General features: G+C 44.6%; 20 protein-coding genes and 1 other RNA gene. 11 read left to right on the forward strand and 10 right to left on the reverse strand.

Annotated elements, in window-relative coordinates; translation table 11 throughout:
- Positions 1-219: 219 nt before the first annotated feature.
- Both NP165_RS09585 and grpE read right to left on the reverse strand, forming a co-directional pair.
- Positions 220-1,500 carry a dicarboxylate/amino acid:cation symporter gene (locus NP165_RS09585; protein WP_257083750.1) on the reverse strand — a complete coding sequence of 427 codons (1,281 nt, stop codon included), beginning with the start codon at positions 1,498-1,500 and terminating at the stop codon, positions 220-222.
- Positions 1,501-1,779: 279 nt separating this feature from the next.
- Entirely contained in the window at positions 1,780-2,379 is a 600-nt protein-coding gene (gene grpE / locus NP165_RS09590; protein ID WP_257083751.1) for a nucleotide exchange factor GrpE, read from the reverse strand.
- A gap of 143 nt (positions 2,380-2,522) precedes the next feature.
- Here grpE and nadK point away from each other — a divergent pair, with 143 nt between their 5' ends.
- The 3 genes from nadK (at position 2,523) to bamE (ending at position 5,854) form a co-directional block, all read left to right on the forward strand.
- Positions 2,523-3,407 carry an NAD(+) kinase gene (gene nadK, locus NP165_RS09595; protein ID WP_257083752.1) on the forward strand — a complete coding sequence of 295 codons (885 nt, stop codon included), beginning with the start codon at positions 2,523-2,525 and terminating at the stop codon, positions 3,405-3,407.
- Positions 3,408-3,625: 218 nt separating this feature from the next.
- Complete coding sequence (recN, locus tag NP165_RS09600; RefSeq protein ID WP_257083753.1) at positions 3,626-5,290, forward strand: DNA repair protein RecN; 1,665 nt, start codon at positions 3,626-3,628, stop codon at positions 5,288-5,290.
- A 204-nt stretch (positions 5,291-5,494) separates the two neighbouring features.
- Positions 5,495-5,854 (forward strand): outer membrane protein assembly factor BamE, encoded by a 360-nt coding sequence (gene bamE, locus NP165_RS09605; RefSeq protein WP_257083754.1) that lies wholly within the window; start codon positions 5,495-5,497, stop codon positions 5,852-5,854.
- Positions 5,855-6,024: 170 nt separating this feature from the next.
- On the opposite strand, the gene NP165_RS09610 is transcribed toward bamE, so the two are convergent.
- Both NP165_RS09610 and NP165_RS09615 read right to left on the reverse strand, forming a co-directional pair.
- Positions 6,025-6,363, reverse strand: coding sequence for an RnfH family protein (locus tag NP165_RS09610; RefSeq protein ID WP_257083755.1), 339 nt, complete (start codon positions 6,361-6,363; stop codon positions 6,025-6,027).
- Positions 6,353-6,796 carry an SRPBCC family protein gene (locus NP165_RS09615; protein WP_257083756.1) on the reverse strand — a complete coding sequence of 148 codons (444 nt, stop codon included), beginning with the start codon at positions 6,794-6,796 and terminating at the stop codon, positions 6,353-6,355. Before NP165_RS09615 ends, NP165_RS09610 begins: the two co-directional genes overlap by 11 nt.
- A gap of 118 nt (positions 6,797-6,914) precedes the next feature.
- Here NP165_RS09615 and smpB point away from each other — a divergent pair, with 118 nt between their 5' ends.
- From smpB to NP165_RS09635, 4 genes are all read left to right on the forward strand, one after another.
- Complete coding sequence (gene smpB / locus NP165_RS09620) at positions 6,915-7,400, forward strand: SsrA-binding protein SmpB (protein ID WP_257083757.1); 486 nt, start codon at positions 6,915-6,917, stop codon at positions 7,398-7,400.
- 67 nt (positions 7,401-7,467) lie between these two features.
- Positions 7,468-7,835: a transfer-messenger RNA gene (gene ssrA / locus NP165_RS09625) on the forward strand.
- Positions 7,836-8,102: 267 nt separating this feature from the next.
- Entirely contained in the window at positions 8,103-9,437 is a 1,335-nt protein-coding gene (locus tag NP165_RS09630; RefSeq protein ID WP_257083758.1) for an MBL fold metallo-hydrolase, read from the forward strand.
- A 96-nt stretch (positions 9,438-9,533) separates the two neighbouring features.
- Positions 9,534-11,075: a bifunctional GNAT family N-acetyltransferase/carbon-nitrogen hydrolase family protein gene (locus NP165_RS09635; RefSeq protein ID WP_257083759.1), complete on the forward strand. Its 1,542-nt coding sequence runs from the start codon at positions 9,534-9,536 to the stop codon at positions 11,073-11,075.
- Positions 11,076-11,137: 62 nt separating this feature from the next.
- Here NP165_RS09635 and NP165_RS09640 read toward each other — a convergent pair whose 3' ends face one another.
- Positions 11,138-12,406 (reverse strand): O-acetylhomoserine aminocarboxypropyltransferase/cysteine synthase family protein, encoded by a 1,269-nt coding sequence (locus NP165_RS09640; protein ID WP_257083760.1) that lies wholly within the window; start codon positions 12,404-12,406, stop codon positions 11,138-11,140.
- A 268-nt stretch (positions 12,407-12,674) separates the two neighbouring features.
- Here NP165_RS09640 and NP165_RS09645 point away from each other — a divergent pair, with 268 nt between their 5' ends.
- The gene (locus NP165_RS09645) at positions 12,675-13,268 is read left to right on the forward strand and encodes a hypothetical protein (protein WP_257083761.1); all 594 of its coding nucleotides are present in this window, start codon (positions 12,675-12,677) and stop codon (positions 13,266-13,268) included.
- Positions 13,269-13,413: 145 nt separating this feature from the next.
- Positions 13,414-14,139 carry a DUF3581 domain-containing protein gene (locus NP165_RS09650; RefSeq protein WP_257083762.1) on the forward strand — a complete coding sequence of 242 codons (726 nt, stop codon included), beginning with the start codon at positions 13,414-13,416 and terminating at the stop codon, positions 14,137-14,139.
- Between the two features lie 50 nt (positions 14,140-14,189).
- Here the strand turns inward: NP165_RS09650 and NP165_RS09655 are convergent, their stop codons facing one another.
- Complete coding sequence (locus NP165_RS09655; RefSeq protein WP_257083763.1) at positions 14,190-15,086, reverse strand: LysR substrate-binding domain-containing protein; 897 nt, start codon at positions 15,084-15,086, stop codon at positions 14,190-14,192.
- Between the two features lie 101 nt (positions 15,087-15,187).
- Here NP165_RS09655 and NP165_RS09660 point away from each other — a divergent pair, with 101 nt between their 5' ends.
- Together NP165_RS09660 and NP165_RS09665 are read left to right on the forward strand one after the other, a co-directional pair.
- Entirely contained in the window at positions 15,188-16,438 is a 1,251-nt protein-coding gene (locus NP165_RS09660; protein ID WP_257083764.1) for a D-amino acid dehydrogenase, read from the forward strand.
- A gap of 286 nt (positions 16,439-16,724) precedes the next feature.
- Complete coding sequence (locus NP165_RS09665) at positions 16,725-18,269, forward strand: alanine/glycine:cation symporter family protein (RefSeq protein ID WP_257083765.1); 1,545 nt, start codon at positions 16,725-16,727, stop codon at positions 18,267-18,269.
- A gap of 86 nt (positions 18,270-18,355) precedes the next feature.
- On the opposite strand, the gene NP165_RS09670 is transcribed toward NP165_RS09665, so the two are convergent.
- From NP165_RS09670 to NP165_RS09685, 4 genes are all read right to left on the reverse strand, one after another.
- Positions 18,356-19,261, reverse strand: coding sequence for a LysR family transcriptional regulator (locus tag NP165_RS09670; protein WP_257083766.1), 906 nt, complete (start codon positions 19,259-19,261; stop codon positions 18,356-18,358).
- A gap of 52 nt (positions 19,262-19,313) precedes the next feature.
- Positions 19,314-20,516 carry a M20 aminoacylase family protein gene (locus NP165_RS09675; protein WP_257083767.1) on the reverse strand — a complete coding sequence of 401 codons (1,203 nt, stop codon included), beginning with the start codon at positions 20,514-20,516 and terminating at the stop codon, positions 19,314-19,316.
- Between the two features lie 35 nt (positions 20,517-20,551).
- Positions 20,552-21,865, reverse strand: a complete 1,314-nt coding sequence (locus NP165_RS09680; protein WP_257083768.1) for an MFS transporter — start codon at positions 21,863-21,865, stop codon at positions 20,552-20,554.
- Positions 21,866-22,454: 589 nt separating this feature from the next.
- Positions 22,455-23,048, reverse strand: coding sequence for an acetate uptake transporter (locus tag NP165_RS09685; RefSeq protein WP_257083769.1), 594 nt, complete (start codon positions 23,046-23,048; stop codon positions 22,455-22,457).
- Between the last annotated feature and the right edge of the window lie 172 nt (positions 23,049-23,220).

Consider the following 23,220-nt stretch of genomic DNA (forward strand, 5'->3'; position numbering starts at 1 on the left):
AATAATGTTGTTTGCTTCTCTATGCCCCTTAGATAAGGGCGGCAAATAGGTTTTCAAGGGTAGAATGAAAAAAAATCCCAATTTTTCTAAATTTGAGCAGTATTACGTCGCACATTTATCGTGTCAGATGTGAATACGTAGATTGTCACTGTCAGTTTAAAAAGAAAAAGCGAGACACTGAGTCTCGCTTGCTTAGCTGTATGTGAAAAGCCGTTTACGTTATACGTTTGCTTGAGCAGGCTTAGTGTCTACTTCAGCTTCCGCTTCATTACCAATCTCGCCTTCTGTTTTCGCGACGATAGTATTAACAGCCGTATCACCCACAACGTTCGAAGAAGTACAGAACATATCGTTAATTCGGTCAACGGCAGCAACAATTGCTAGACCCTCTGGTGGCAGACCTAGTTGATGAAGCAATACGCCTACCATCACGATACCACCGCCCGGAACACCACCCGCACCAACAGATAGCAGGAGGATAGTTAAACCAAGTGTGAATACATCCGCTGAGTTAATTGGTTGTCCGAACGCGTTCGCCACAAAAATCGTTGCCAACGTGATGTAAATAGAGACACCCGACATGTTCATCGTTGCACCTAGTGGTACACCGAAGCCAGCCACTGACTTAGACACGTTTAGTTTGTCCGTTAGAGTACGCATCGTTACTGGAATCGTTGCGTTTGAACTTGCCGTTGATAGCGAGAATAGAATCTGTTCACGGGTTGCACGCAAGAACGTTTTTGGTGAAGTACCCGTTGCTAAGCCAACCGCTGTTGGGTAGAAAACGAAGATCCAAAACACCAGCATAGTGATAACAAGTGCAACGTAGCCTGCAACCGAAAGTAGCGTGTGAGCGTCAAGCGTCGCACCCAGTTGAACCATCAGGGCAAATACACCGTATGGTGCCAGACTCATGACCAGACCCACCAGCTTCATCATGATCTCATTTGCCATTTTGAAGGTGCGAATCGCAGGACCACCACGAGAATCAAGCGCTTGAATAGCAAGACCAGTCAAAATCGCCATGAAGATGATCTGCAGCATATCACCGCTTGCAAAAGCCTGTACTGGGTTGCTTGGTACGATATTAACAACTAAAGAGAAAATATCCGGTGTTTCAGTTGTTGTGAGTGTCACTGTTTCTGAAATTGTACCCGCAAGGTGTGCATCCGAACCCGGTTGGATAATCATTCCCACTGTCAGTGCTGCTGTAATCGCGATGATGGTGTTAATAATGTAAAGAGCAAAAGTTTTACCACCAAGGCGACCAAATGCAGTCACGTCTTTCAAGTCGACAATGCCACAAACAATAGAAACATAAACCAAAGGTACGACTAGCAATTTGATCAAAGATACAAACATGCCACCAGCGCCTTCAGCTGCGCCTAGCAAATAAGTATCAAAGAGTGCAACGCCATTAAATAAGTATTGGACAGCTGTACCAAGGAGCAGACCAGCGAATAGGCCTACAAAAATTTTACTTGAGAGCGATTTATCCATTTAGAAATCTCCGAATGTTGTGCTCAGTTATTTATAGTTTTGCAGTTTAATCCACCTATATATTAGGCAGACGTCAACATAATACACAGCAAGATAACAAATGAAAGAAAATATTTACAATAGTGTTACATATCCCCTATAAGAAACCTAATCCACGAAATGAACGATTAAGAAACAACCTCCCATAACAAGGGCTTATGTATCCTTTAATAAACTGGTCTAATTAGATAAAAAAAAAGAGAGGCATCAGCCTCTCTCTATCAAACGATCTTGTTGCTATTATTTGGCAACCATCACCATTGCAGGTCGAATGACTCGACCATTCAGCTCATAGCCTTTTTGCATCACGAACATAACGGTATTCGATTCGTGATCTGGACTTTCTTGGATAGACATAGCCTGATGCATTTCAGGGTTGAACGCCTCACCCTCTGGGTTGATTTCTTTCAGGCCAAACTTAGCAACAACATCCACAAACGTTTTATGAGTTAGCTCAACACCTTCAAGAATCGGCTTAACCACCTCGGCTTCGCTATCTGCCGCTTGGATAGCACGCTCTAAGTTATCAATAACTGGCAGTAGCTCTTCCGCAAACTTGTTCAACGCATATTTACGAGCTTTGTCAATTTCTTGCTCAGTACGACGACGCATGTTCTCTACTTCCGCTTTTGCACGAAGTACAGAGTCTTTCTGCTCTTGAATTTTAGCTTCACTCGAAAGCAAAGCGGCTTCTAGCTGAGCAACTTTTGCTTCTTGCTCGTCGACTTCTGTTTCTTCGTTCCATTCGATATCAGCTTCAGTACCTACAACTTCCACCTCTTGCTCTGCTTCCTGCTGTTGTAGCTCTTCTTCTTTGATTTGTGTCTCTTTTTTGCTCATGATATCTCCAGAATTCAATCTATCTGTACCCATCGTTTCACTTACATCACGTTCAGGTACAGAAGTATTCGCATAAATAGCTAACTTGCCCTTATTATGGGGATGAAGATTATTGATTCAAGCCTATTTAGTGCGGAAAACCTATGAAAAAACCATTTGAAGTGATCGCTATCATTGGTAAACCACGAAATAAGCAGGCAATTCAGACCCACCGAGAGCTATATGCCTGGTTAAAGTCTGAAGGTTATCAGGTTTTTATCGACGATAGGTTAATAGAAAAACTGGATGATATTCCTGCTGAAGATTTTGCGAGCCTAATCGAATTAGGAAAAACTGCCGATTTAGCCATTGTCGTCGGTGGCGATGGGAATATGCTCGGCGCGGCTCGAGTACTGTCTAGGTTTGATATCTCTGTTATTGGTGTCAACCGTGGCAACCTAGGGTTTCTCACTGATCTAAAACCGGATGATTTCGAATCGACGCTACGTGCAGTATTAAACGGCGAGTTCATTGAAGAAAAACGTTTCTTGCTCGAAGCTGAAGTCCACCGTCATGGACAGGTAAAAAGTCACAATGCCGCCCTGAATGAAGCTGTTCTGCACCCTGGGCAAGTGGCTCATATGATTGAGTTCGAAGTCTATATTGACGATAGTTTTGCCTTTTCACTGCGCGCAGATGGGCTCATCGTTTCGACACCAACAGGATCGACAGCATACTCACTTTCTGGTGGGGGGCCTATCCTGTCACCGAGCCTAAACGCGTTGTCACTTGTGCCTATGTATCCACATACCCTGTCTAGTCGCCCACTCGTCGTCGATAGTAAACGACGTATTAGATTAGTCATATCACCCGACAATCGAGGCACACAAGAAATCAGTTGTGACGGACAAGTATCTCTACCTGTTTCTCCGGGAGATGAAATTCATATCTACCAAAGTCCAAACACGCTAAAACTCATCCACCCTAAAGACTACAGCTATTATCACGTTCTACGTAATAAGCTGGGCTGGTCAAGTCGCTTGTTTTAGTAAACAAATGAAATTGAAAGGTTGATGCCAAACATCAACCTTTTTTATTAGGCCAACTGCGCCCTACCATTGATTGCCCTGTACAAACAGCCACCACCTTCCACCTACCTATCAGATATTCCTCACAAAAATTTTTTACCCTCTCACTTTACTGTATAAAGAAACAGTATATACTGACCTTATATACAGTATTGTTCATTTAAACAGGTAAACCAAAAATGCTGGCTCATCTAAGTGTTAATAATTTCGCTATTGTTAAATCTCTACAGCTGGAGCTATCCAAAGGCATGACCACCATCACTGGTGAAACGGGCGCAGGTAAATCCATTGCGATTGATGCCTTAGGCCTGTGTCTTGGTGGCAGAGCAGAAGCCAGCATGGTTCGCCAAGGCGAAGAAAAAACCGAGGTCAGCGCAGCATTTTCGCTAGAGAACAATATCCATGCGACTCGCTGGCTAGAAGATAACGATCTTTTAGATGGATGTGACTGTATCTTACGCCGGATTATCAGCAAAGAAGGTCGCTCACGCGCTTTTATAAATGGCAGCCCTGTTCCCTTATCGCAGTTGAAATCTCTCGGGCAGTTGCTGATTAATATCCATGGTCAGCACGCTCACCACCAGTTGATGAAATCCGAGTATCAAATGGCCATGCTTGATCAGTATGCTGGACATAACGGCCTGCTAAAAAGTACCCGAAATGCTTATCAGAGCTGGCGACAGGCAGACAACAACCTTAGGCAGTTGAAAGAAAATAGTGCAGCTAACCTAGCGCAGAAGCAACTGCTCGAATACCAGATAAAAGAGCTGAACGAGCTGTCACTTGGGGAGGATGAATATGAAGAGCTTGAACAAGAGCACAAACGGCTCTCCAACAGCGGCGAACTTGCCTCTACTTGCCAGCAAACCATCGAACTTATATACGAAGGTGAAGAAGTTAATGCGCTTGGTATTTTGCAATCAGCCAATCACTCCTTAATACAACTGGCTGAGTTGGACGAAGCGCTTGCTGAACTGCCTAACATGATGGCTGAAGCAATCATTCAAATTGAAGAAGCAAATAATGAACTTCGAGCCTACTTAGACAGTATCGACGTCGATCCTGCGCGTATGGCTTACGTCGAAGAACGCTTTTCGAAAGTGATGTCAATTGCACGCAAACATCATGTTCTACCGGAAGAATTGTATCAGCACCATCAAGATCTCTTGTCTCAAATTGAGGCGCTTGATTGTTCTGACGAACGTCTGGGTGAACTAGAAAAAGACGTTGAAGATAAGTTTCAAGCTTTTCTGACTGCCGCTGAGAAGTTACATAAGTCTCGCTCTCGATATGCGAAAGAGCTCAATAAACTCATTACCGACAGTATGCATGAGTTAAGTATGGAAAAAGCTCAATTCTGTATTGAAGTGAACAACCAAGGTACGCACCCTTCACCACTGGGTATGGATAACGTCTGCTTTGTGGTATCGACGAACCCTGGCCAACCAATGCAGCCGATAGCTAAGGTCGCTTCCGGCGGTGAGCTATCACGCATTTCATTGGCTATTCAGGTCATTACAGCCCAGAAAGTAGATACACCTAGCCTGATTTTCGACGAAGTCGATGTAGGTATCAGTGGCCCAACGGCAGCAGTTGTAGGGAAAATGCTCCGCAAACTTGGGGAGTCTACTCAAGTACTGTGTGTAACTCACTTACCGCAAGTGGCTGGCTGTGGACACCAACAGCTCTTTGTTGCAAAACAGACGAAAGCTGGCAAAACGGAGACTCAAATGCACACGCTTAATGAGGACCAACGTGTCTCGGAGTTAGCGCGTTTATTAGGGGGAAGTCAAATTACAGAATCAACACTCGCTAATGCGCGCGAGTTACTGATCGCAGCCTAACTTGCTTTGGTTCAGCCGACTTGTTTTAGCGAAGTAAAGTCGAGCTAAAGTTCGCTTTTAACCAACTTTTTGGCTCGACTTTGCAACTTAACTCAAAAATCGCAGTCTCAACTAATTCAAAAACATGATGAGCTTTTTACTTTACCGCTCAGCTTGTTTATTATCGACGCAGTTTATAGAAACCTCTGTTACAAGAATTTAAGTATGCAACTAACTAAGTGGCTTATTGCACTCCCTTTGGCTATGTCAGCCCTAACAGGATGCTCTCTTTTAGAAAAACTGGTATATCGAATCGATATCAACCAAGGAAATTACGTTGAACAAGAAGCGGTTGATAAGCTGAAGTTTGGTATGACTAAAGAACAAGTACGTTTTGTAATGGGGTCACCAATGCTGATTGAAAACGGCCACCCTGACACTTGGTACTACATTTACCACAAAACTGAAGGGCACAAAGATTCGGTACAAAAGAATCTGATCGCTAACTTCAATAGCGAAGGTAGATTGGTTGAGGTTAAAGGGGACTTCCCAGCGAGTTCTGACTTTTTCGAAAGCATCAACTAATTCGAATCATTACGTAAAAAGTGTTAAGCATCAAATCAAGTACGTTATATTGATACCAAGGTTGGCCTAAGTGCCAACCTTTTTGTTATCGGCCATTTTCCTGAGAAATCAAAAAGAAAAAGCTCATCCGAAGACGAGCTTTCATTCAAAATTAACCAGAGTCATTTTCTTTATGGTTTTTGCTTCCCACCCGTAACCGGATCTGATGCGCCAGACGCTTTTGCTTGTTCTGCTCGTTTTCGGCGAATCTCTTTTGGATCAGCAAGTAGTGGGCGATAAATTTCAATGCGATCTTTGTCTCTGACGGTCGCATCTAATTTTACATTGCGGCTAAATACACCCACCTTATTCTTATTAAGATCTATTTCTGGGTATTGTTCTAACACACCCGACTGCTTAATAATCTCTTCAACCGACATTTCTTTATTCACAACCAGTATAAATACTCGCTGTTCTTCGGGAAGCGCATAGACCACCTCAACGTGGATCATATCCGACTCAATACTCATAACACTCGTACACCTGTTTTGCGCGTAGAGTAAAAGCATTAACCATATTACCCGTTAATTCATTAAAGATTTTGCCAAACGCCATTTCAATCATTTTACTTGAAAATTCAAATTCAAGCTTGAGCTCTACTTTACAAGCCTGTTCATCCAATGCGGTAAAGAACCATCCGCCTTTAAGCATCTTAAATGGGCCATCCACCAAGTTCATCATAATGGACTCGCCCGGATTTAGCTCGTTCGATGTTGTAAAGGTCTTACTAATACCAGCTTTAGAAACATCAACAGAAGCAACCATCGCACCTGTACTTGACTCTAGAATACGCGAACCAGAACAACCTGGTAGAAAATCAGGGTAACTGGCGACATCGTTGACCAGATTGTACATCTGCTCAGCACTAAACGACACCAAAGCAGAACGGGTGACTTGCTTCATATTGACTCCTCATAGCAACCGCTTGAACCTCAAGCTGAGGGTAATTTTACTTTTATTTGCACTCAGCGCAAATAAAGGGATTTCATAACGTCATGACTGACCGTATAATGCAACTATTATGGCAAAGAAAAAATCCAAACAAAAAGCGGGTAGTAATACCATCGCGCTAAACAAAAAAGCTCGCCACGAATATTTCATTGAAGATGAAATTGAAGCAGGCATGGAGCTACAAGGGTGGGAAGTGAAAGCCCTTCGCCAAGGTAAAGCCAATATTTCTGAAAGTTACGTATTTATGCGTAACGGTGAAGCCTTTGTGAGTGGCATGACAATCACTCCTCTTAATCAGGCATCGACACACGTAGTCGCGAACCCGACACGCGTGCGTAAACTACTTATGAGCCGTCGTGAACTCGACAACCTACTAGGCCGTGTAAACCGTGAAGGTATGACGCTAACTGCGTTGTCACTCTATTGGTCTCGATCTTGGGTGAAGATGAAAATCGGTGTAGCAAAAGGTAAAAAGCTGCACGATAAACGTACGGATCTAAAAGAAAAAGATTGGGCGAGAGAAAAAGCGCGTGTCATGAAGAGCTCGCTGCGTTAATCTTGACCACTTAAACGCATAGTACTGGACAGCTAATACTTTTCTGTTACTATGCGAACAATACCTTGGGGCTGATTTAGGATTCGACGGGAATTCAGAAGTCTGAGGTGCATGCCGAGGTGCGGTAGGCCTCGTTAATAAACCGCAAAAAAATAGTCGCAAACGACGAAAACTACGCACTAGCAGCTTAATACCCTGCTCAGAGCTCTCTCGCCCTAGCTTCCGCACGTAAGACGGGGACCAACGAGGGATCAAACCCAAACGCGCTAGCCCGGATTCTCCCGCCTGAGAGGTGAACGGCGAATTATAATTCAGGATAGTCATTCATTAGCGTGTCGGTTCGCAGGTGGGTGGTGAATTTAAAGATCGACTAAGCATGTAGTACCAATGATGAAAGGTTTTCGGACGCGGGTTCAACTCCCGCCAGCTCCACCAAACGTTTGGAAAGGCCGCTAGTTCAATGAACTAGCGGCCTTTTTGTTTGCTAATGACGGCGCTATTCTCTCTAAGATTCTGCAACGATCTCAATAACACCGTGATAAAGCTCCGTCGGTGTATTGTTTCACTTCAATACCATTAAGGCCCTCCTTGCTGGCATACCAACATATGAATATAAAATAAACACTTATCCATCGCAGTTCTTTACCAATAGTTGTGATAGAAATATAACTACTTTACGTTGGATCTGCGTTTGGAGAGCATATGGAAGTCATACACCACGGCGGCAAAAACACCATCACAGGGTCCTGCCATGAGCTTCGGGCCGGAAGGCAATCTATTCTGATCGATTGTGGAACGTTTCAGGGGGAAGAGGCTCGTGCGCTTGATATCGACTTTCCCACCAGCTTGATTGATGCCCTACTACTCACGCACTCTCATATAGACCATATTGGTCGTATCCCTTGGTTGATTGCTGACGGGTTTAATCAGCCGATTTATTGCAGCAAAGCCACAGCAGAATTAGTCCCATTAATGTTAGAGGATGGACTTAAGATTCAGCTTGGCCTTTCATCAAGAGAAATCCATCGTATTCTAAAGTCGATTACCAAGTTAATTCATGCAAAAAGTTATGGAGAATGGTTTGCTCTCCCATCTAAGTTTTCAGAACAGCCTCAATCAGACACTTTATTTGCTCGTTTTCAACCTGCGGGGCACATTCTTGGCTCAGCCTATATTGAGATTCGTTTACCTAATCAAGAAATCGTGGTTTTTTCCGGTGATTTAGGCCCAAGAAATACACCACTACTGCCCGACCCACAATCACCAGAAAGAGCGGATTACCTCTACATTGAAAGCACCTACGGCAATTCTGATCATGAAGATATAAAAACCCGATCGTCTCGTCTTCTGTCGATTATCAACCGCTCTCTTGCCGATGGAGGCACAATCTTAATTCCTGCATTTAGTATTGGGCGGACGCAAGAACTCTTGTTTGATATTGAGCAGCTGATCCACACCCATCAACTAGACGTAAAGATCCCGATTATTTTAGATTCTCCAATGGCGATACGTGTCACTGAGTCATATCAGCGATTTAAGCAATTGTGGAGCGAAGAAGCCAAAGCGCGCCTGAATATGAAACGTCATCCACTCGCGTTCGATCAATGCATCACGATAGAAGATCACCGCAGTCACCTTAAACTCGTCAATAGACTCAAATCGACTGGTGAGCCTGCGATTGTTGTGGCGGCATCTGGCATGTGTCAGGGCGGGCGCATTATGGACTACTTAAAAGCACTATTACCCGACGAGCGAACCGATGTCATCATCGCAGGGTATCAAGCAGAAGGAACGATTGGGCGAGATATCCAATCCGGCGCGAGTATTGTCGATATAGATACCGAAGAAGTTACCATTAACGCGCACATTCATACCATGTCTGGCTACTCTGCCCATGCCGATCGCAGCGACCTACTTAACTTCATTGATGGCATTACCACCAAGCCGAATGCTATTCATCTGATCCACGGTGAGCCTAGAACTCAAACTCTGTTCGCGGAGACACTACGAGAAAAGGGCTACACGGTGACAGAATAACAACGTACTAAAATGACCTGACTGCTATGATTGTTAACAGCAAACAATTTATGACATGCTGTGCTTAACAGTACAAATAAGATGGACAATGTAGCAATGGAAACCAATACCCCGAAACTCTCTCTTAGAACAATTGAAGCCAGCGATTACCCAGAGCTAGCGCAACTCATGGACCTGGTATTTCACGATGTGGGAGGCTCTTGGCCAAGAATGACGATCATGGATCTCATTCACCAGTTTCCTGACGGCCAAATTTGTATTGAAGACAGCGGAAAAATTGTCGGGGCTGCACTGACCATAAAAGTGGATTACAACCGCTTTTCTCTACCCCATGTTTACACTGACATCATCACAGAACAAAACGTCATTCAAAATCAGGTGACTGGCGACGCGATGTACGGTCTGGATGTCTTTGTTCACCCCGATTATCGCGGTTTGCGCCTAGGTCGACGCCTATATGATGCACGTAAAGAACTGTGTCGAAGCAAAAACTTCAAAGCAATCCTGGCTGGTGGGCGAATTCCTAACTACCACAAGCATGCGGACGAGCTCAGCGTGACAGAGTACATTGATAAAGTGAAACGTCGCGAACTGCACGACCCAATCCTCTCCTTTCAGCTTGCCAACGGTTTTGACGTTAAACGTTTGATGCGTGGTTATTTACCTGAAGACGATGCCTCTCAAGGTTACGCGACACTGCTAGAGTGGGATAATTTCTTCTATGAAGAAGACATCCAATCTGTACACGATATTGAGAAAACATTGATTCGTATTGGCGTGGTTCAGTGGCAAATGCGTGCGATGCGAGGTCTTGACGATTTAATGGATCAGGCCGAGTTTTTTGTCTCCTCACTCGCAAACTACCAAGCAGATTTCGCGCTATTTCCGGAGTTTTTCAACGCGCCGTTAATGGGCCTTCAGGAAGGACAAAACTCCGTTGAAGCCATTCGCTTTCTTGCCAGTTTTAGTGAAGAAATAAAAAACCGTTTTTCACAAATGGCGGTTACCTACAACATCAACATTATTGCAGGTAGCGTGCCTGTGATTGAAGACAACAAGCTGTATAACGTTTCCTATTTGCTCCAACGCGACGGCACGACTGACGCCCAATACAAAATCCACATCACACCCCACGAAGAAAAAGATTGGGTGATTGACGGCGGAGACAAGGTCAAAGTCTTTGATACCGATGCAGGCCGAGTGGGCATTTTGATTTGCTACGACAGTGAATTCCCGGAACTGGGACGAATGATGGCAGAGCAAAATGCACAAATTATCTTTGTTCCGTTCTGGACAGATACTAAAAACGGCTATCAACGTGTACGAATTTGCTCTCAAGCTCGAGCGATCGAAAACGAGTGTTATGTCGCGATTGGCGGCAGCGTCGGCAACCTACCGAGAGTCGACAATGTGGATATTCAGTATGCGCAATCGGCGGTGTTCTCTCCTTCAGATATTTACTTCCCGCACGATGCAACCTTGGCAGAAGCGAGTGCAAATACCGAGATGATCATTTTCGCCGATGTGGATTTAACCAAGTTAAAACAGCTGAATACTGAAGGTTCCGTCACCAACCTCAAGCATAGACGCAAAGATATTTATGGGGAATTTATCAAACCTGAAGCACCGAGCAGCTAACCCATATTTGTAGATATCAAGCCAGCTCATCCACCGTTTCTACGGTGAATGAGCTGGATATGTTATGCGTTTAGCGCTTGCTCTAGATCGGCCAGAATATCGTCGATATGCTCGATACCAACAGACAGGCGAATCATCTCAGGAGAGACCCCCGCTTGGCGTTGTTCATCTTCATTTAGCTGACGGTGAGTCGTTGATGCCGGGTGACAAGCCAGTGACTTCGCATCACCAATATTCACTAAGCGTTTAAATATCTGTAGCGCATCGTAGAATCGCACACCAGACTCATAGCCACCTTTTAGCCCGAAAGATAATATCCCTGATGGCTTACCTTTCATGTATTTCTCTGCCAACGGATAATACTCTGAAGACGGTAAACCCGCGTAGCTTACCCAGCTCACTTTCTCGTGATTGCTTAGGTACTCCGCCACTTTCTGCGCATTTTCGGTGTGCCTTTCCATACGCAGAGTTAAAGTTTCCAACCCTTGCATTAGCATAAACGCATTCATCGGTGATAACGCAGAACCTGTATTGCGAAGTGGCACTGTACGCGCACGCCCGATAAACGCAGCGTCTCCAAATGCTTCGGTATACACTACTCCGTGGTATGACGGCTCAGGCTGGTTTAATACAGGGAAACGATCTTTGTGCTGAGCCCACGGAAATTTTCCTGAATCAACAATCATGCCGCCCAACGTCGTACCATGGCCACCCACATATTTAGTGAGAGAATGCACCACAATATCAGCACCAAATTCTATAGGTTTGCATAATGCTGGTGTCGCGACGGTGTTGTCCACAATAACAGGTACGCCTTGTGCGTGAGCCAATTCTGCAACGCGCTCTAGGTCAATAATATTGCCAGCCGGGTTACCGATACTTTCGCAGTACACCGCTTTGGTGTTCTCATCAATAAGCTCGGCTAAGCTCTCAGGTTTATCATCTTTTGCAAACTTCACCTGAATGCCCATATTTGGCAGCATGTGAGCAAACAACGTGTATGTACCACCATAAAGCTGAGGCGTTGAAACAATATTGTCTCCAGCTTGAGCCAACGCCAATATTGAGTAATGAATTGCAGCGCTACCAGCACTGACCGCCAAACCAGCAATACCGCCCTCCAGTGCCGCCATACGCTTTTCTAACACATCATTCGTTGGGTTCATGATACGCGTATAGATGTTTCCAGGCACTTCAAGGTTAAAGAGATCGGCACCATGCTGAGCATTATCAAACTCATAAGCCACCGTCTGGTAAATAGGTGTCGCGACAGATTTAGTGGTAGGGTCGGTTTCATAACCGAAATGGATCGATAACGTTTCGTCTTTCATTCGCTTTCCTTGCTAGGTTAATTCTATTGAGAGTCACTGTTTTCATTGATAAAAAGCCACCAGCCAGACTCCAGTCATACTGGCTAATTATTCGACACTACCATATTCGCTTTTGATTTAATTGGATTTACAGCACTAAAATCTACACTACTCCTCATCAACTGAAGAGAATTTATCCATGGACACAAATGAAGGTAGACGATGACCACACTTTCTTTGCTTGCTATTCGCGATACTAAAACCGCCTCTTTATACTGCGTGGAAAAATGTGAATACAGAAACCAATACCATGAGCCAGCCGTACTTTTCCTCTTCTATTTATGATTTTTGCCAAACGGAGTTAACCAACGACAATTCAGATCTCACTCTGTTTTTGCAACCATTCGATAAGGCGGAACAAGCAGACTGGATAGCAAAAGTCACTCTGCTTCAAGCAAGGTTAACCGAGCTACCTCACCTGTCAGGGAGCATTTTTCTCAACGCTCCTACCCCATTTGGCGAAGACAATGCTGAGGTTGTAATTCTGTATCGAGGGCTGATTTTTGTTTTACGCATTGATCTTAACCGCAAACACTACTCGGACGATTCCATCACACAGGTTCATCAGCAAGCATACGCATTTAAAAATCAGCACCTTATCAGCCGCGATAAATTCATCATTCCCGTTTTACTTTCTACGAGCGCTAGCCCATCTGGTGCGCCCATTCAGGTTTCAGAGGATCTCGTCGCCAACACTATGTGCGATAGCGGTGAACATTTGGCCGCGCTAATTGAGCATTTCGCCAATCAATATCGAGCCGATGAAATTTTGTTGGAAGAGTGGATTCAGGCTCTTATCTCACCTAATTCTCATAAAAAATAAATAGAAATTGAATTAGGTAACACATTAATATCAATAAGTTACAAATATCGACATGTAACAGACTTCCTACCGGCATCTGGATAGACCATTTAGTCAGTAAGCTTAATGTATACTTCGGCGCAGTTTTAGCCACGTGATAATAAATATGTTTCTTACACCGTATTTCTCGCAAGACAACAACCAGTTCCAATTTACTCGCCAGCAAGCAAGCCACTTTGCCAAAATGGTTGCCGGTGACTATAACCCTATCCACGATGAAGATAACAAACGCTTTTGCGTTCCTGGCGATCTCCTTTTTGCGGTTCTTCTGAGCAAAGAAGGCATCAGCAAGAAAATGCGCTTTGATTTCTCGGGTATGGTTAACGATGGGATTGCTCTGTCTGTAGAGAATAAATGCGATAAAGAAAGCGCTGTTGTTGATGCAAATGGCAAAGAATATTTGCACATGTCACACGAAGGTGAAGTGAATCATAATGCCGAGTTCATTGAGCATGTAGTCACTAACTACGTTCAGTTTTCTGGCATGAACTTCCCTCACATCATGGTTCCATTAATGGAAGAGCAGCAAATGATGATCAATTGCCAGCGCCCATTAGTGATCTACGAAAGCATGGAAGTGGAGTTTTCTCGCCTAGATTTGAGTCAGCCAGCGGTTGAGTTCTCTGGCGCGCAGTTCGATGTTGACGGTAAGCGCGGTGTTGTCACGTTGAACTTTGAGTTTAAAGAAGACGGCGAAATCGTAGGTAAAGGCACAAAACGTATGGTCGCAAGTGGTCTAAAACCTTATGACCAAAGCGCGGTTGACGACCTGGTAGAACGATTCCACGCTCGAAAAGATGCCTTTTTAGCGCAGTTTTCGAACGCAGCGTAAATACGAATAACAAGAAACAGCCCACATTAATATGTGGGCTGTTTTGGTTTCTATACGCTATTTTTTGCTGCTTGCTCTCTCAACCAACTTTTAAACAACCTCGTATGCGGGTTATCTACGTGGGTGATAATAAAATACCCAGCGTTTGCTTTTATCGGTTCCAGTGGTGCAACCAACCGCTGCTGCGATAATTCATCCCCTAACAGCGCCATCCTAGCCAACGCGATCCCTACCCCAGCTTCCGCCGCAGACATTGCCATATCTGTACGGTTAAAAAAGTGCCCTTGATTGGTGTCAAAATCGATTTCGTTCTGCGATGCCCAATAGAGCCACTCATAATCTTTAGGCGCGCCATGCCAAGGCATCGCATCGTGAAGCAGTGTCGTCTTCTTCCAAGTATTCACATTGTCGATAATATCAGGGTACTGCGCCAAATAACTCGGGCTCATCACCGGCAATAGAGACTCTTCCATCAGTAGCTCCGCTTCCGCACGCTTATAAGGAATCGGCCCATAGTCGATGGCGATATCGAAGTTTCTATTCTCACTGTCTACCAAGGCACCTTCTGCAAACGTATGAATTTGAATATCCGGATATTGTTTCTGAAAATTTTCCAATCTTGGAACTAACCATTTAAATGCGAGCGAAGGCGTTAGCTTCAGTCGAATCTCTTTGTTTTCAGAGACTCGAGTTAGTTGATACACATTTTCTTCTATCGCCGCTAAATGGTGGCTCACTGCATCGACCAATTTTTGCCCTTGTTCCGTTAAGCGAATACCTCGCGCATGCCTTTCAAACACACTAAAACCTAGCCGCTCTTCAATAGCTTGCAATTGCTGGCTCACCGCTCCTGTTGTCAGGTTCAAGTCCTTCGCAGCGCTGGTAAGGCTTTGATGGCGTGAGACGATACAGATCAAGTTAATTCCATGTAGTAGTGCTGACTTCATATTGCTTTTAGTTTTACTAAATAGTGGTGTTAATTTTTATCTATTGTTAACCAGATGTAAATCTATCATTATTTACAAAATTCAAATTTGTGGAGTTTGTTGTGAAAGTTGTCATTCTTGGAAGTGGTGTTGTTGGTTTAACCAGCGCTTGGTATTTACGTCAAGCTGGATGCGACGTAACTGTTGTTGATCGTCAATCTCGCTCGGCTGAAGAGACTAGCTTTGCAAACGCAGGTCAAATCTCTTATGGCTACTCTTCTCCATGGGCTGCACCTGGCGTTCCGACTAAAGCAATCAAGTGGCTACTAGAAGAACACGCTCCATTAAAAATCAAGCCTTCTCTTAGCCCTGAGCTTATGAGCTGGGCGACAAAAATGTTACTAAACTGTCAGCTTGATAAATACCGTATCAACAAAGCTCGCATGCTGACAATTGCGAACCGCAGCCGTGAATGTTTAGCTCAGCTAAATAAAGAGCATAACCTTCAGTACCAAGGCCGTAGTAAAGGCACACTGCAAATTTTCCGTGATGAAAAGCAGTTGAAAGCGATTGAAAAAGACATGGCTCTTTTAGAAGAGAGCGGGACTCGCTTTAAACTATTAGATGCGAAAGAGTGTTTAGTTCAAGAGCCAGGTCTTGCCAATATTCAAGGCAACCTTGTGGGTGGTCTTCATTTACCAGATGATGAAACGGGCGATTGCTACTTGTTCTGTCAGCACCTACAACAGCTGGCTGAAGAAGCAGGCGTTGAGTTCTTGTTCGATACTAAAATCAACAAACTTAAGCAGCAAAACGGCCGCATTGTTGCCGCTGAAACAGACAAAGGCACTGTTGAAGGCGATACGTTTGTCGTGGCAATGGGCAGTTACTCTAAGCACATTCTTAACTCTGTCGGGGTTGATGTTCCTGTTTACCCAGTGAAAGGTTATTCATTAACTCTGCCTGTAATCAACGATGCTTTTGCTCCGCAATCGACCATCATGGATGAGACCTATAAGGTAGCTGTAACCCGATTTGATGACCGAATCCGTGTTGCGGGTACGGCCGAGCTAGCTGGCTTTGATGCTGCGCTACCAGATAAGCGCCTTGCTACGCTAAACCACGTTGTAAGCAACTTGTTCCCAGATGGTGTTGATCTATCTAAAGCGGATTACTGGACAGGTTTCCGTCCAATGACGCCAGATGGCACTCCAATCATCGGTGAGACGCCAATTTCGAACCTTTACACGAACACAGGTCACGGCACTTTAGGTTGGACAATGGCTTGTGGTTCTGCGGAAATCTTAACTGAAATTGTGACCGCTAAGAGCACCGAATACAAAGAGCTAAGCTCATTGAGATACGGTAACTAAACCAGTAGTAATTGCTAAAGTCCCGCACTCGAGCAGTATAAAAAACAGACAACTCAAATGGCGCGCTTTCTCAAGTGCGCTATTTTTTTATTCATTTCTATTAAGTATCCAAGCAATTTCCCTCTAACCTCCCCAAATAACTCCATTTTTTAACATTTTTCCAGCATTACGTGCCTAACGTCACGCAAACAGATCAAAAAGCATAATTTCATTAACAAGTGAATTACAAATAGGGTAATATCCTGTTCATAAAACAATCACTACAAACACAACAGGGAAAATGCTTATGCAGTCAATAGTTGATTTTCTGAATGGAATCATATGGAGCCCAGTACTGATTTATCTTTGCTTAGGTGCTGGATTATTCTACTCAATCATGACGCGATTTGTTCAAGTCCGTCACTTTGCCGAAATGTGGCGTCTGCTACTTTCAGGAAAAAGCTCCGAGAAAGGTATCTCGTCATTTCAGGCTTTGGCCGTTTCACTATCAGGCCGTGTAGGTACTGGTAACATCGCAGGTGTGGCAGCAGCGATCGGTTTCGGTGGTCCTGGTGCTGTATTCTGGATGTGGGTTGTTGCATTTTTTGGTGCAGCGACAGCGTATGCAGAATCAACGCTTGCTCAAATCTACAAAGAAGAAGATGAAGGCGAGTTCCGTGGTGGTCCAGCTTACTACATTGAAAAAGCGATGGGTCAAAAATGGTATGCATGGATATTTGCCATTGCGACTATCTTCGCGTGTGGTTTCCTACTACCAGGCGTACAGTCGAACAGCATCGGTAACGCAGTAGAAGCCGCATTTGGCCCAGGCGCAATGATCGAAACAGCACTAGGCACTTTCAGTTTTGCTAAAATCCTTACTGGTACTGTTATCTGTGTCATTCTAGCCTTCATCATCTTTGGTGGTGTAAAGCGTATCGCGAGCTTCACACAGATCGTTGTACCTTTCATGGCGCTAGCGTACATCATTACAGCATTCATCATCATCCTTCTAAACATCGGTGAAGTTCCGCGTGTATTTGCGATGATCGTCGGTGATGCATTTTCGCCTATGGCTGGTGTCGGTGCTGCTATCGGTTGGGGTGTTAAGCGTGGTGTTTACTCTAACGAGGCGGGTCAAGGTACTGGTCCTCACGCTGCAGCAGCGGCAAACGTTGACCACCCTGCTCAGCAAGGTCTGGTACAGTCGTTCTCAATCTATATTGATACACTACTAGTTTGTTCGGCTACTGCATTCATGATTATTATCACTGGTGCGTACAACGTTCATGGTGCGGAAGGTTTCCTAGTACAGAATATTTCTGCAGAAATTGCAGCAAATGGCCCTGTATTTACGCAAATGGCGATTGAAACTACGCTACCAGGTATCGGTAAACCGTTTATTGCAGTCGCTCTGTTCTTCTTTGCATTTACAACCATTCTTGCTTACTACTACATTGCAGAAACCAATGTCGCGTACATTCACCGCACGATTAAAGTCAATGGCTTAATGTTTTTACTGAAAGTCGCGCTTGTTGCAGTTGTGTTCTACGGCACTGTAAAAACAGCAAACTTAGCATGGGCACTTGGTGATGTTGGTGTTGGCTTGATGGCGTGGTTAAACATCGTGGGTATTTTAATCATCTTCTTCATGTCTAAACCTGCCCTTAAGGCACTCCATGACTACGAAGAGCAGCAAAAACAAGGTGTTAAGGAATATACATTCAACCCAGTAAAACTTGGTATCAAAGGTGCTGATTACTGGGAAGACAAATACCGTCGTAAGACTGGTAAGTCTGCGCACTCAGAAACCGTTGAAGTGACACAAACATCAAAAGAAGCTTCACTATAAAATTACAAAAATAGATACAGTAAGAACACAACGACAAGGGCCAGCAATTCGCTGGCCCTTTTATTTGTTAAACCTAAACGGATTTGCTAAAAGTCCGGATAGATATCTCGCATATCCTGCAAGATTCCATCGAAAAGGGTCATTGCGCTCTGAGTCATGATTTCCCGTTTAGGGCGTACCACAGAAATAACACTGTCGGGGATATTGTCCAACAGTGGCACTACCGCAAATTCATTTTTAATATAGTCCAGCTCAAGAGACTCAGTAGAAAACAGAGCCGAAAAATCGGCACTTTGAATTAATGAGCGTGCCAACGTCATCGAAGTGCATTCGCGAATATGTGATGGCAGAGGAAGACCATTGACCGAAAACAACTGGTAAAAATAGGTGCTCGGATCATCTGGAGAATCCAATGTCAGCCAGTCGCTCTGGTGTAGTGCTCGTAGTGAGCGGGTATTACACAAAGGGTGAGACTTACGAGTGACGACCACATTAGGAATACGACACACAGCCTGCCACTCCAGTGCGCTATCAATCACGGGGATTTGTGATGTGATAGCGAAATCGACTTCTCCCTGACGCAACTGGGATAGCAAAGGCGCGGGACGCAACTCAACGATTCTTAGTGAGACTTCAGGATAACGTTGCATGAACGTATTCAAGCTGGAGGTCAACGATTTAAGCAGTGAAGCAATCGGTGTAACACCTATGGTCACGCTACCATTTGGCACCCCACGCATGGTATCAATATCCTGCTTGGCACGTCGGGCCGTTTCGTTCATTAAGCGCGCGTACCCAAGTAAACGCTCACCGTAGGGCGTCAGCAGCAGCCCACCTGCTGAACGTTCAAATAGAGCAACGCCATATTGTTGCTCCAGTTCTTTAATGGCTTTGCTTAGGGCTGGCTGTGTCAGATGCAACTGTTCAGCTGCTGTTTTCACGCTTCCTGTCTGACTAACGGCCAGAAAAGCTCTCACTTGGTGTAACTTCATACTGCTATGTAACCTCGTTGTCCCTGTTGAGCAAAGCCATTCTACACCACGCTTATGGTGTGGTCAGGTATTCACTCACAAGTTCAACCCAACAGGCTGCACCTATCGTAACGAGCTGATCATTAAAATCATAGCCTGGATTATGTACAGAACAACCATGCCATTCGCCGAGTCCGTTAGCGAGAATGAAATAACACCCAGGGCGTTCTTTCAACATCCAGGCAAAGTCTTCACTACCCGGAATGACAGGAGCTTCATCACCAGCCACATTTTCCTCGCCAAGCACCGCCTTAACCACTTTGCGGGCGCGCAGAGTTTCCTCTGCTGCATTGAATACAGAAGGGACCTGACGTAGGTATTCCACTTCTCCTTCTATCCCCAATGCCTGGCACTGCCCGGCAACCACCTCGCGAATACGCTGCTCAATAAGATCCTGATTCGCTTCACTGAAGTTACGTACGGACAGTGTCATCATCGCATCATTTGGAATGACATTTGGTGTCGTTCCCGCGTTAATCTGACCAATACTGATGACACTTTGATCGCAGGGGTTGATATTGCGCGACACAATACTCTGCAGTCCAAGGATAATATGGCCAATAGCAATCGTGACATCATTGGATAAGTGAGGCAGCGCAGCGTGGCCGCCTTTCCCTGTCAGACGAATCGTCACCCTATCTGACGATGCTAAAAATGCTCCACTGCGCACTGCAGCCTGGCCGACTTCTTTACCCGGCATATTGTGCAACGCAAACACCGCATCACAAGGAAAGCGATCAAACAAACCATCATCAATCATGGCTTTAGCGCCTGATAGTCCCTCTTCATCGGGCTGGAAAATCAGATTAATCGTGCCATCAAACGATACGTTCTTCGCCAGATAATGAGCCGCAGCCAACAAAATCGCAGTATGTCCATCATGACCACATGCGTGCATGCGTCCATGAATTTTACTGGCATAGGGTAATCCAGTCTCTTCTTCAATAGGTAAGGCGTCCATGTCAGCACGGATACCAATACTGCGTTCGGAGTTACCCTGCTTTAGTACACCGACCACACCGTGGCCACCAATACCAGTATGCGTTTCATAACCCCATTCATTTAACAGATCTGCCACCATCTTAGCTGTGTTAGGCACTTCTGCTCCCAATTCAGGATGGGCATGAATTGCGCGGCGAGTCTGAATAAACTGCTCGCAACTGGAAACAAAGTCTGTGTTTTTGAGTAGTGATAATTCAGGTACTTTCATCATCATTTCCTTTGTATTAATTCGGTTTGGTTACTGACTGTTTATTGAGGCGCTTTCGCTGGGAAACGCAACATTGCTAAGGAACTGACAACAATCGCGGTCATTAGGTAAAATGCTGGAGCCATCTTGTTTCCACTAAACTCAATCAAACTCGCGACAAGCAGTGGTGTGAAACCGCCAAAAACAGTCACGCCAAACCCATAAATCATTGAGATACCACTAGCACGATATTGCTGAGTAAACGCTTCCATAATCAGCACCAACAAAGATGCATTAGCCAGAGCGAATAAAGTGATCAACCCACCAATAATCAGTAATGCTTTTGGTAAAGACGCTTCACCGCCCAGCAAAGCAAACGCAGGATAGATACAAACAAACGCACCGAACATACCAATCAGAGGCAAAGTCTTACGGCTTTTCAATCGGTCTGCATACTTACCAAACACTGGCATCAACATCATCAGCATGAAACCTGCCATCACCGCGACAGCAAAGGCGGTAGTTGGCGCATAACCAAGCTCTTTAATGAGGTAAGTTGGCATGTAAAATACCTCGATATACATGCATGCAGTACCACCCCAAATCATCAACATACCCGTTAAAATAGTGCGACCCTGTTTACGTAAAACTGTTTTAAATGGGGTATCTTTCGCATGCAAATCCGCCTGATGTGACTCTTTCAAATGACGACGGATGTACCAGCCCACTGGACCGATTAACAGACCGAGGATAAACGGAATACGCCAACCCCAACTCAGCACATCTTCCGGTGTTAGTAATCCGTTAACAGCAAAACCAACAAGAGCACCAAACAACGCGGCAGCACCTTGGCTGGCAAGCTGCCAACTCACCATATAACAACGGCGCTTATAATTGTCTGACTCCATTAGAGCCGCCGATGCTGCACCAATTTCGCCACCAGCAGACAAACCTTGTAAAAGGCGCCCTACCACCAACACGATAGTCGCGACAATACCGATGCTTTCATAAGTAGGTGTCAGCGCAATCATGCCTGTACCAATCGTCATCAGAGCAATGGTTAAGGTCAAAGCCGCTTTGCGTCCATGTTTATCGGCATAGTTACCAATTAATACTGCGCCAAGCGGACGCATAACAAACCCGACACCAAAAGTGGCAAGCGACAGCAATAACCCGGCAGCCGTGCCGCCAACGTTAAAAAATAACTCGCCGATGATGACCGCAAAGAAGCTGTAAACCGTAAAGTCATACATCTCCAACCCGTTACCAAGTGATATGGCAAAAATAGCTTTACGTGATTCCGCAGAAGACTGTTCTTCCTGACCGCTTATTGCGTTCAACTCTGGTTCTATTGAACTTGATAGTGTGCTACTCATGGTTTCCCTTCCTTGTGCTCATGGCGACTCATTCACTATTGATTATCTAGATAATAGCCAAAGCAATGGCTTCCGACAGAAACCAAAAGTTATTCAAATAACCAAAAATTAAAAACACCTCCCCTCAAAAACACCCACCCATGGATCACAATTCAATAACAATTTGCAACATAAAACCAACAACAGAAGAAAGCACCACGAAGGCAAAATAAAAGAAGGAAAATAAATAAAAACACAAAATAAACACCAAACACGACCAAATTAACCAAAACTTATTGGGATAAAAAAAAGGACATCAACACTTCTCTTATGTAGCCTCGGTGAGTAGATCGAATTCGTTTAAATCCAAGCATTCTTGTGCCAGAAATTTCCCTTTAAAAACATGAAAGTTCGGTACTACCAGGAGTTGCAACGACAAAGGGGTTAACCAATGGCTAACCCCTTTGTTTGTTGTTGCTAGATGTATGAGTCACCATCCGAATAACACAATTGAACGTTTCCCAATCAGTTGATACCCACTTACGACGATGATGCACACACAAAAAAAGCGGACCCCGAGATCCGCTTTCAAATCCAATAAATTTGGCAGTTACGCCATCGCTACTGCTTCAACTTTACGAGCGATTTTAGCTCTACCCACAGGTAACACTTCACGACCAAACTCATTGTTTAGTACTTGTGCCATAGCGAAGTACACTGCACTAGCACCACAGAAGATACCTTCGATACCAGCAATCGTGCCGATAAATTCACTACCTGTAAAATCACGCGCTGCAAGCAAGAAGAACAGTAGCGTTAGTGAACCAAACACAATTTGTTTTGCCGTTGGGTAGCAAAGAGAACCAATAAACATGAAGCCTGTAAAAATACCCCAAAGCGCTAGGTACCAACCCATAAAGTGTTCTGGACTCGCAGGAAGCCCCATTTTAGGCATGACGATAAGGCCAACTAACGTCAACCAAAACAGACCGTAAGAAGTAAACGCAGTAGTACCGAATGTGTCACCGCGCTTGAAGCACATCATGCCAACAAGCACTTGGCCAAGACCACCGTAGAAGATCCCCATTGCTAGAATCATTGAATCAATTGGGAAAAAACCTGCATTGTGGATATTTAACAGGATTGTGGTCATACCGAAGCCCATTAAACCTAATGGAGCCGGATTTGCCAGTTTTGTTGACATTTTGCACACCTTTAAAAAAAGTTAATAAAATTTACGCGCGGATTTTAATCGAGCTATTTACAAAAGAGAAAAGCCGTTAGTGCAAACTTAGATTTCGCAAATCACATGAAAATCCAAACAAAAAAAGACCCCACTCAAAAAGTAGGGTCTTTACAATTAGTTATCGCGCTTA

This window comes from Vibrio japonicus (genome assembly GCF_024582835.1).
In the GTDB taxonomy this organism is placed as follows: domain Bacteria; phylum Pseudomonadota; class Gammaproteobacteria; order Enterobacterales; family Vibrionaceae; genus Vibrio; species Vibrio japonicus.

What these genes read in the sequence shown, in the direction of transcription:
- NP165_RS09585 (WP_257083750.1), bottom strand. Translation starts at nt 1,500, where the DNA reads ATGGATAAATCGCTCTCAAGTAAAATTTTTGTAGGCCTATTCGCTGGT.
- NP165_RS09630 (WP_257083758.1), top strand. Translation starts at nt 8,103, where the DNA reads ATGGAAGTCATACACCACGGCGGCAAAAACACCATCACAGGGTCCTGC.
- NP165_RS09670 (WP_257083766.1), bottom strand. Translation starts at nt 19,261, where the DNA reads ATGAAGTTACACCAAGTGAGAGCTTTTCTGGCCGTTAGTCAGACAGGA.
- NP165_RS09610 (WP_257083755.1), bottom strand. Translation starts at nt 6,363, where the DNA reads ATGAGTATTGAGTCGGATATGATCCACGTTGAGGTGGTCTATGCGCTT.
- NP165_RS09680 (WP_257083768.1), bottom strand. Translation starts at nt 21,865, where the DNA reads ATGAGTAGCACACTATCAAGTTCAATAGAACCAGAGTTGAACGCAATA.
- NP165_RS09655 (WP_257083763.1), bottom strand. Translation starts at nt 15,086, where the DNA reads ATGAAGTCAGCACTACTACATGGAATTAACTTGATCTGTATCGTCTCA.
- NP165_RS09635 (WP_257083759.1), top strand. Translation starts at nt 9,534, where the DNA reads ATGGAAACCAATACCCCGAAACTCTCTCTTAGAACAATTGAAGCCAGC.
- NP165_RS09640 (WP_257083760.1), bottom strand. Translation starts at nt 12,406, where the DNA reads ATGAAAGACGAAACGTTATCGATCCATTTCGGTTATGAAACCGACCCT.
- nadK (WP_257083752.1), top strand. Translation starts at nt 2,523, where the DNA reads ATGAAAAAACCATTTGAAGTGATCGCTATCATTGGTAAACCACGAAAT.
- smpB (WP_257083757.1), top strand. Translation starts at nt 6,915, where the DNA reads ATGGCAAAGAAAAAATCCAAACAAAAAGCGGGTAGTAATACCATCGCG.
- NP165_RS09675 (WP_257083767.1), bottom strand. Translation starts at nt 20,516, where the DNA reads ATGATGATGAAAGTACCTGAATTATCACTACTCAAAAACACAGACTTT.
- recN (WP_257083753.1), top strand. Translation starts at nt 3,626, where the DNA reads ATGCTGGCTCATCTAAGTGTTAATAATTTCGCTATTGTTAAATCTCTA.
- NP165_RS09650 (WP_257083762.1), top strand. Translation starts at nt 13,414, where the DNA reads ATGTTTCTTACACCGTATTTCTCGCAAGACAACAACCAGTTCCAATTT.
- bamE (WP_257083754.1), top strand. Translation starts at nt 5,495, where the DNA reads ATGCAACTAACTAAGTGGCTTATTGCACTCCCTTTGGCTATGTCAGCC.
- NP165_RS09685 (WP_257083769.1), bottom strand. Translation starts at nt 23,048, where the DNA reads ATGTCAACAAAACTGGCAAATCCGGCTCCATTAGGTTTAATGGGCTTC.
- NP165_RS09665 (WP_257083765.1), top strand. Translation starts at nt 16,725, where the DNA reads ATGCAGTCAATAGTTGATTTTCTGAATGGAATCATATGGAGCCCAGTA.
- NP165_RS09615 (WP_257083756.1), bottom strand. Translation starts at nt 6,796, where the DNA reads ATGAAGCAAGTCACCCGTTCTGCTTTGGTGTCGTTTAGTGCTGAGCAG.
- grpE (WP_257083751.1), bottom strand. Translation starts at nt 2,379, where the DNA reads ATGAGCAAAAAAGAGACACAAATCAAAGAAGAAGAGCTACAACAGCAG.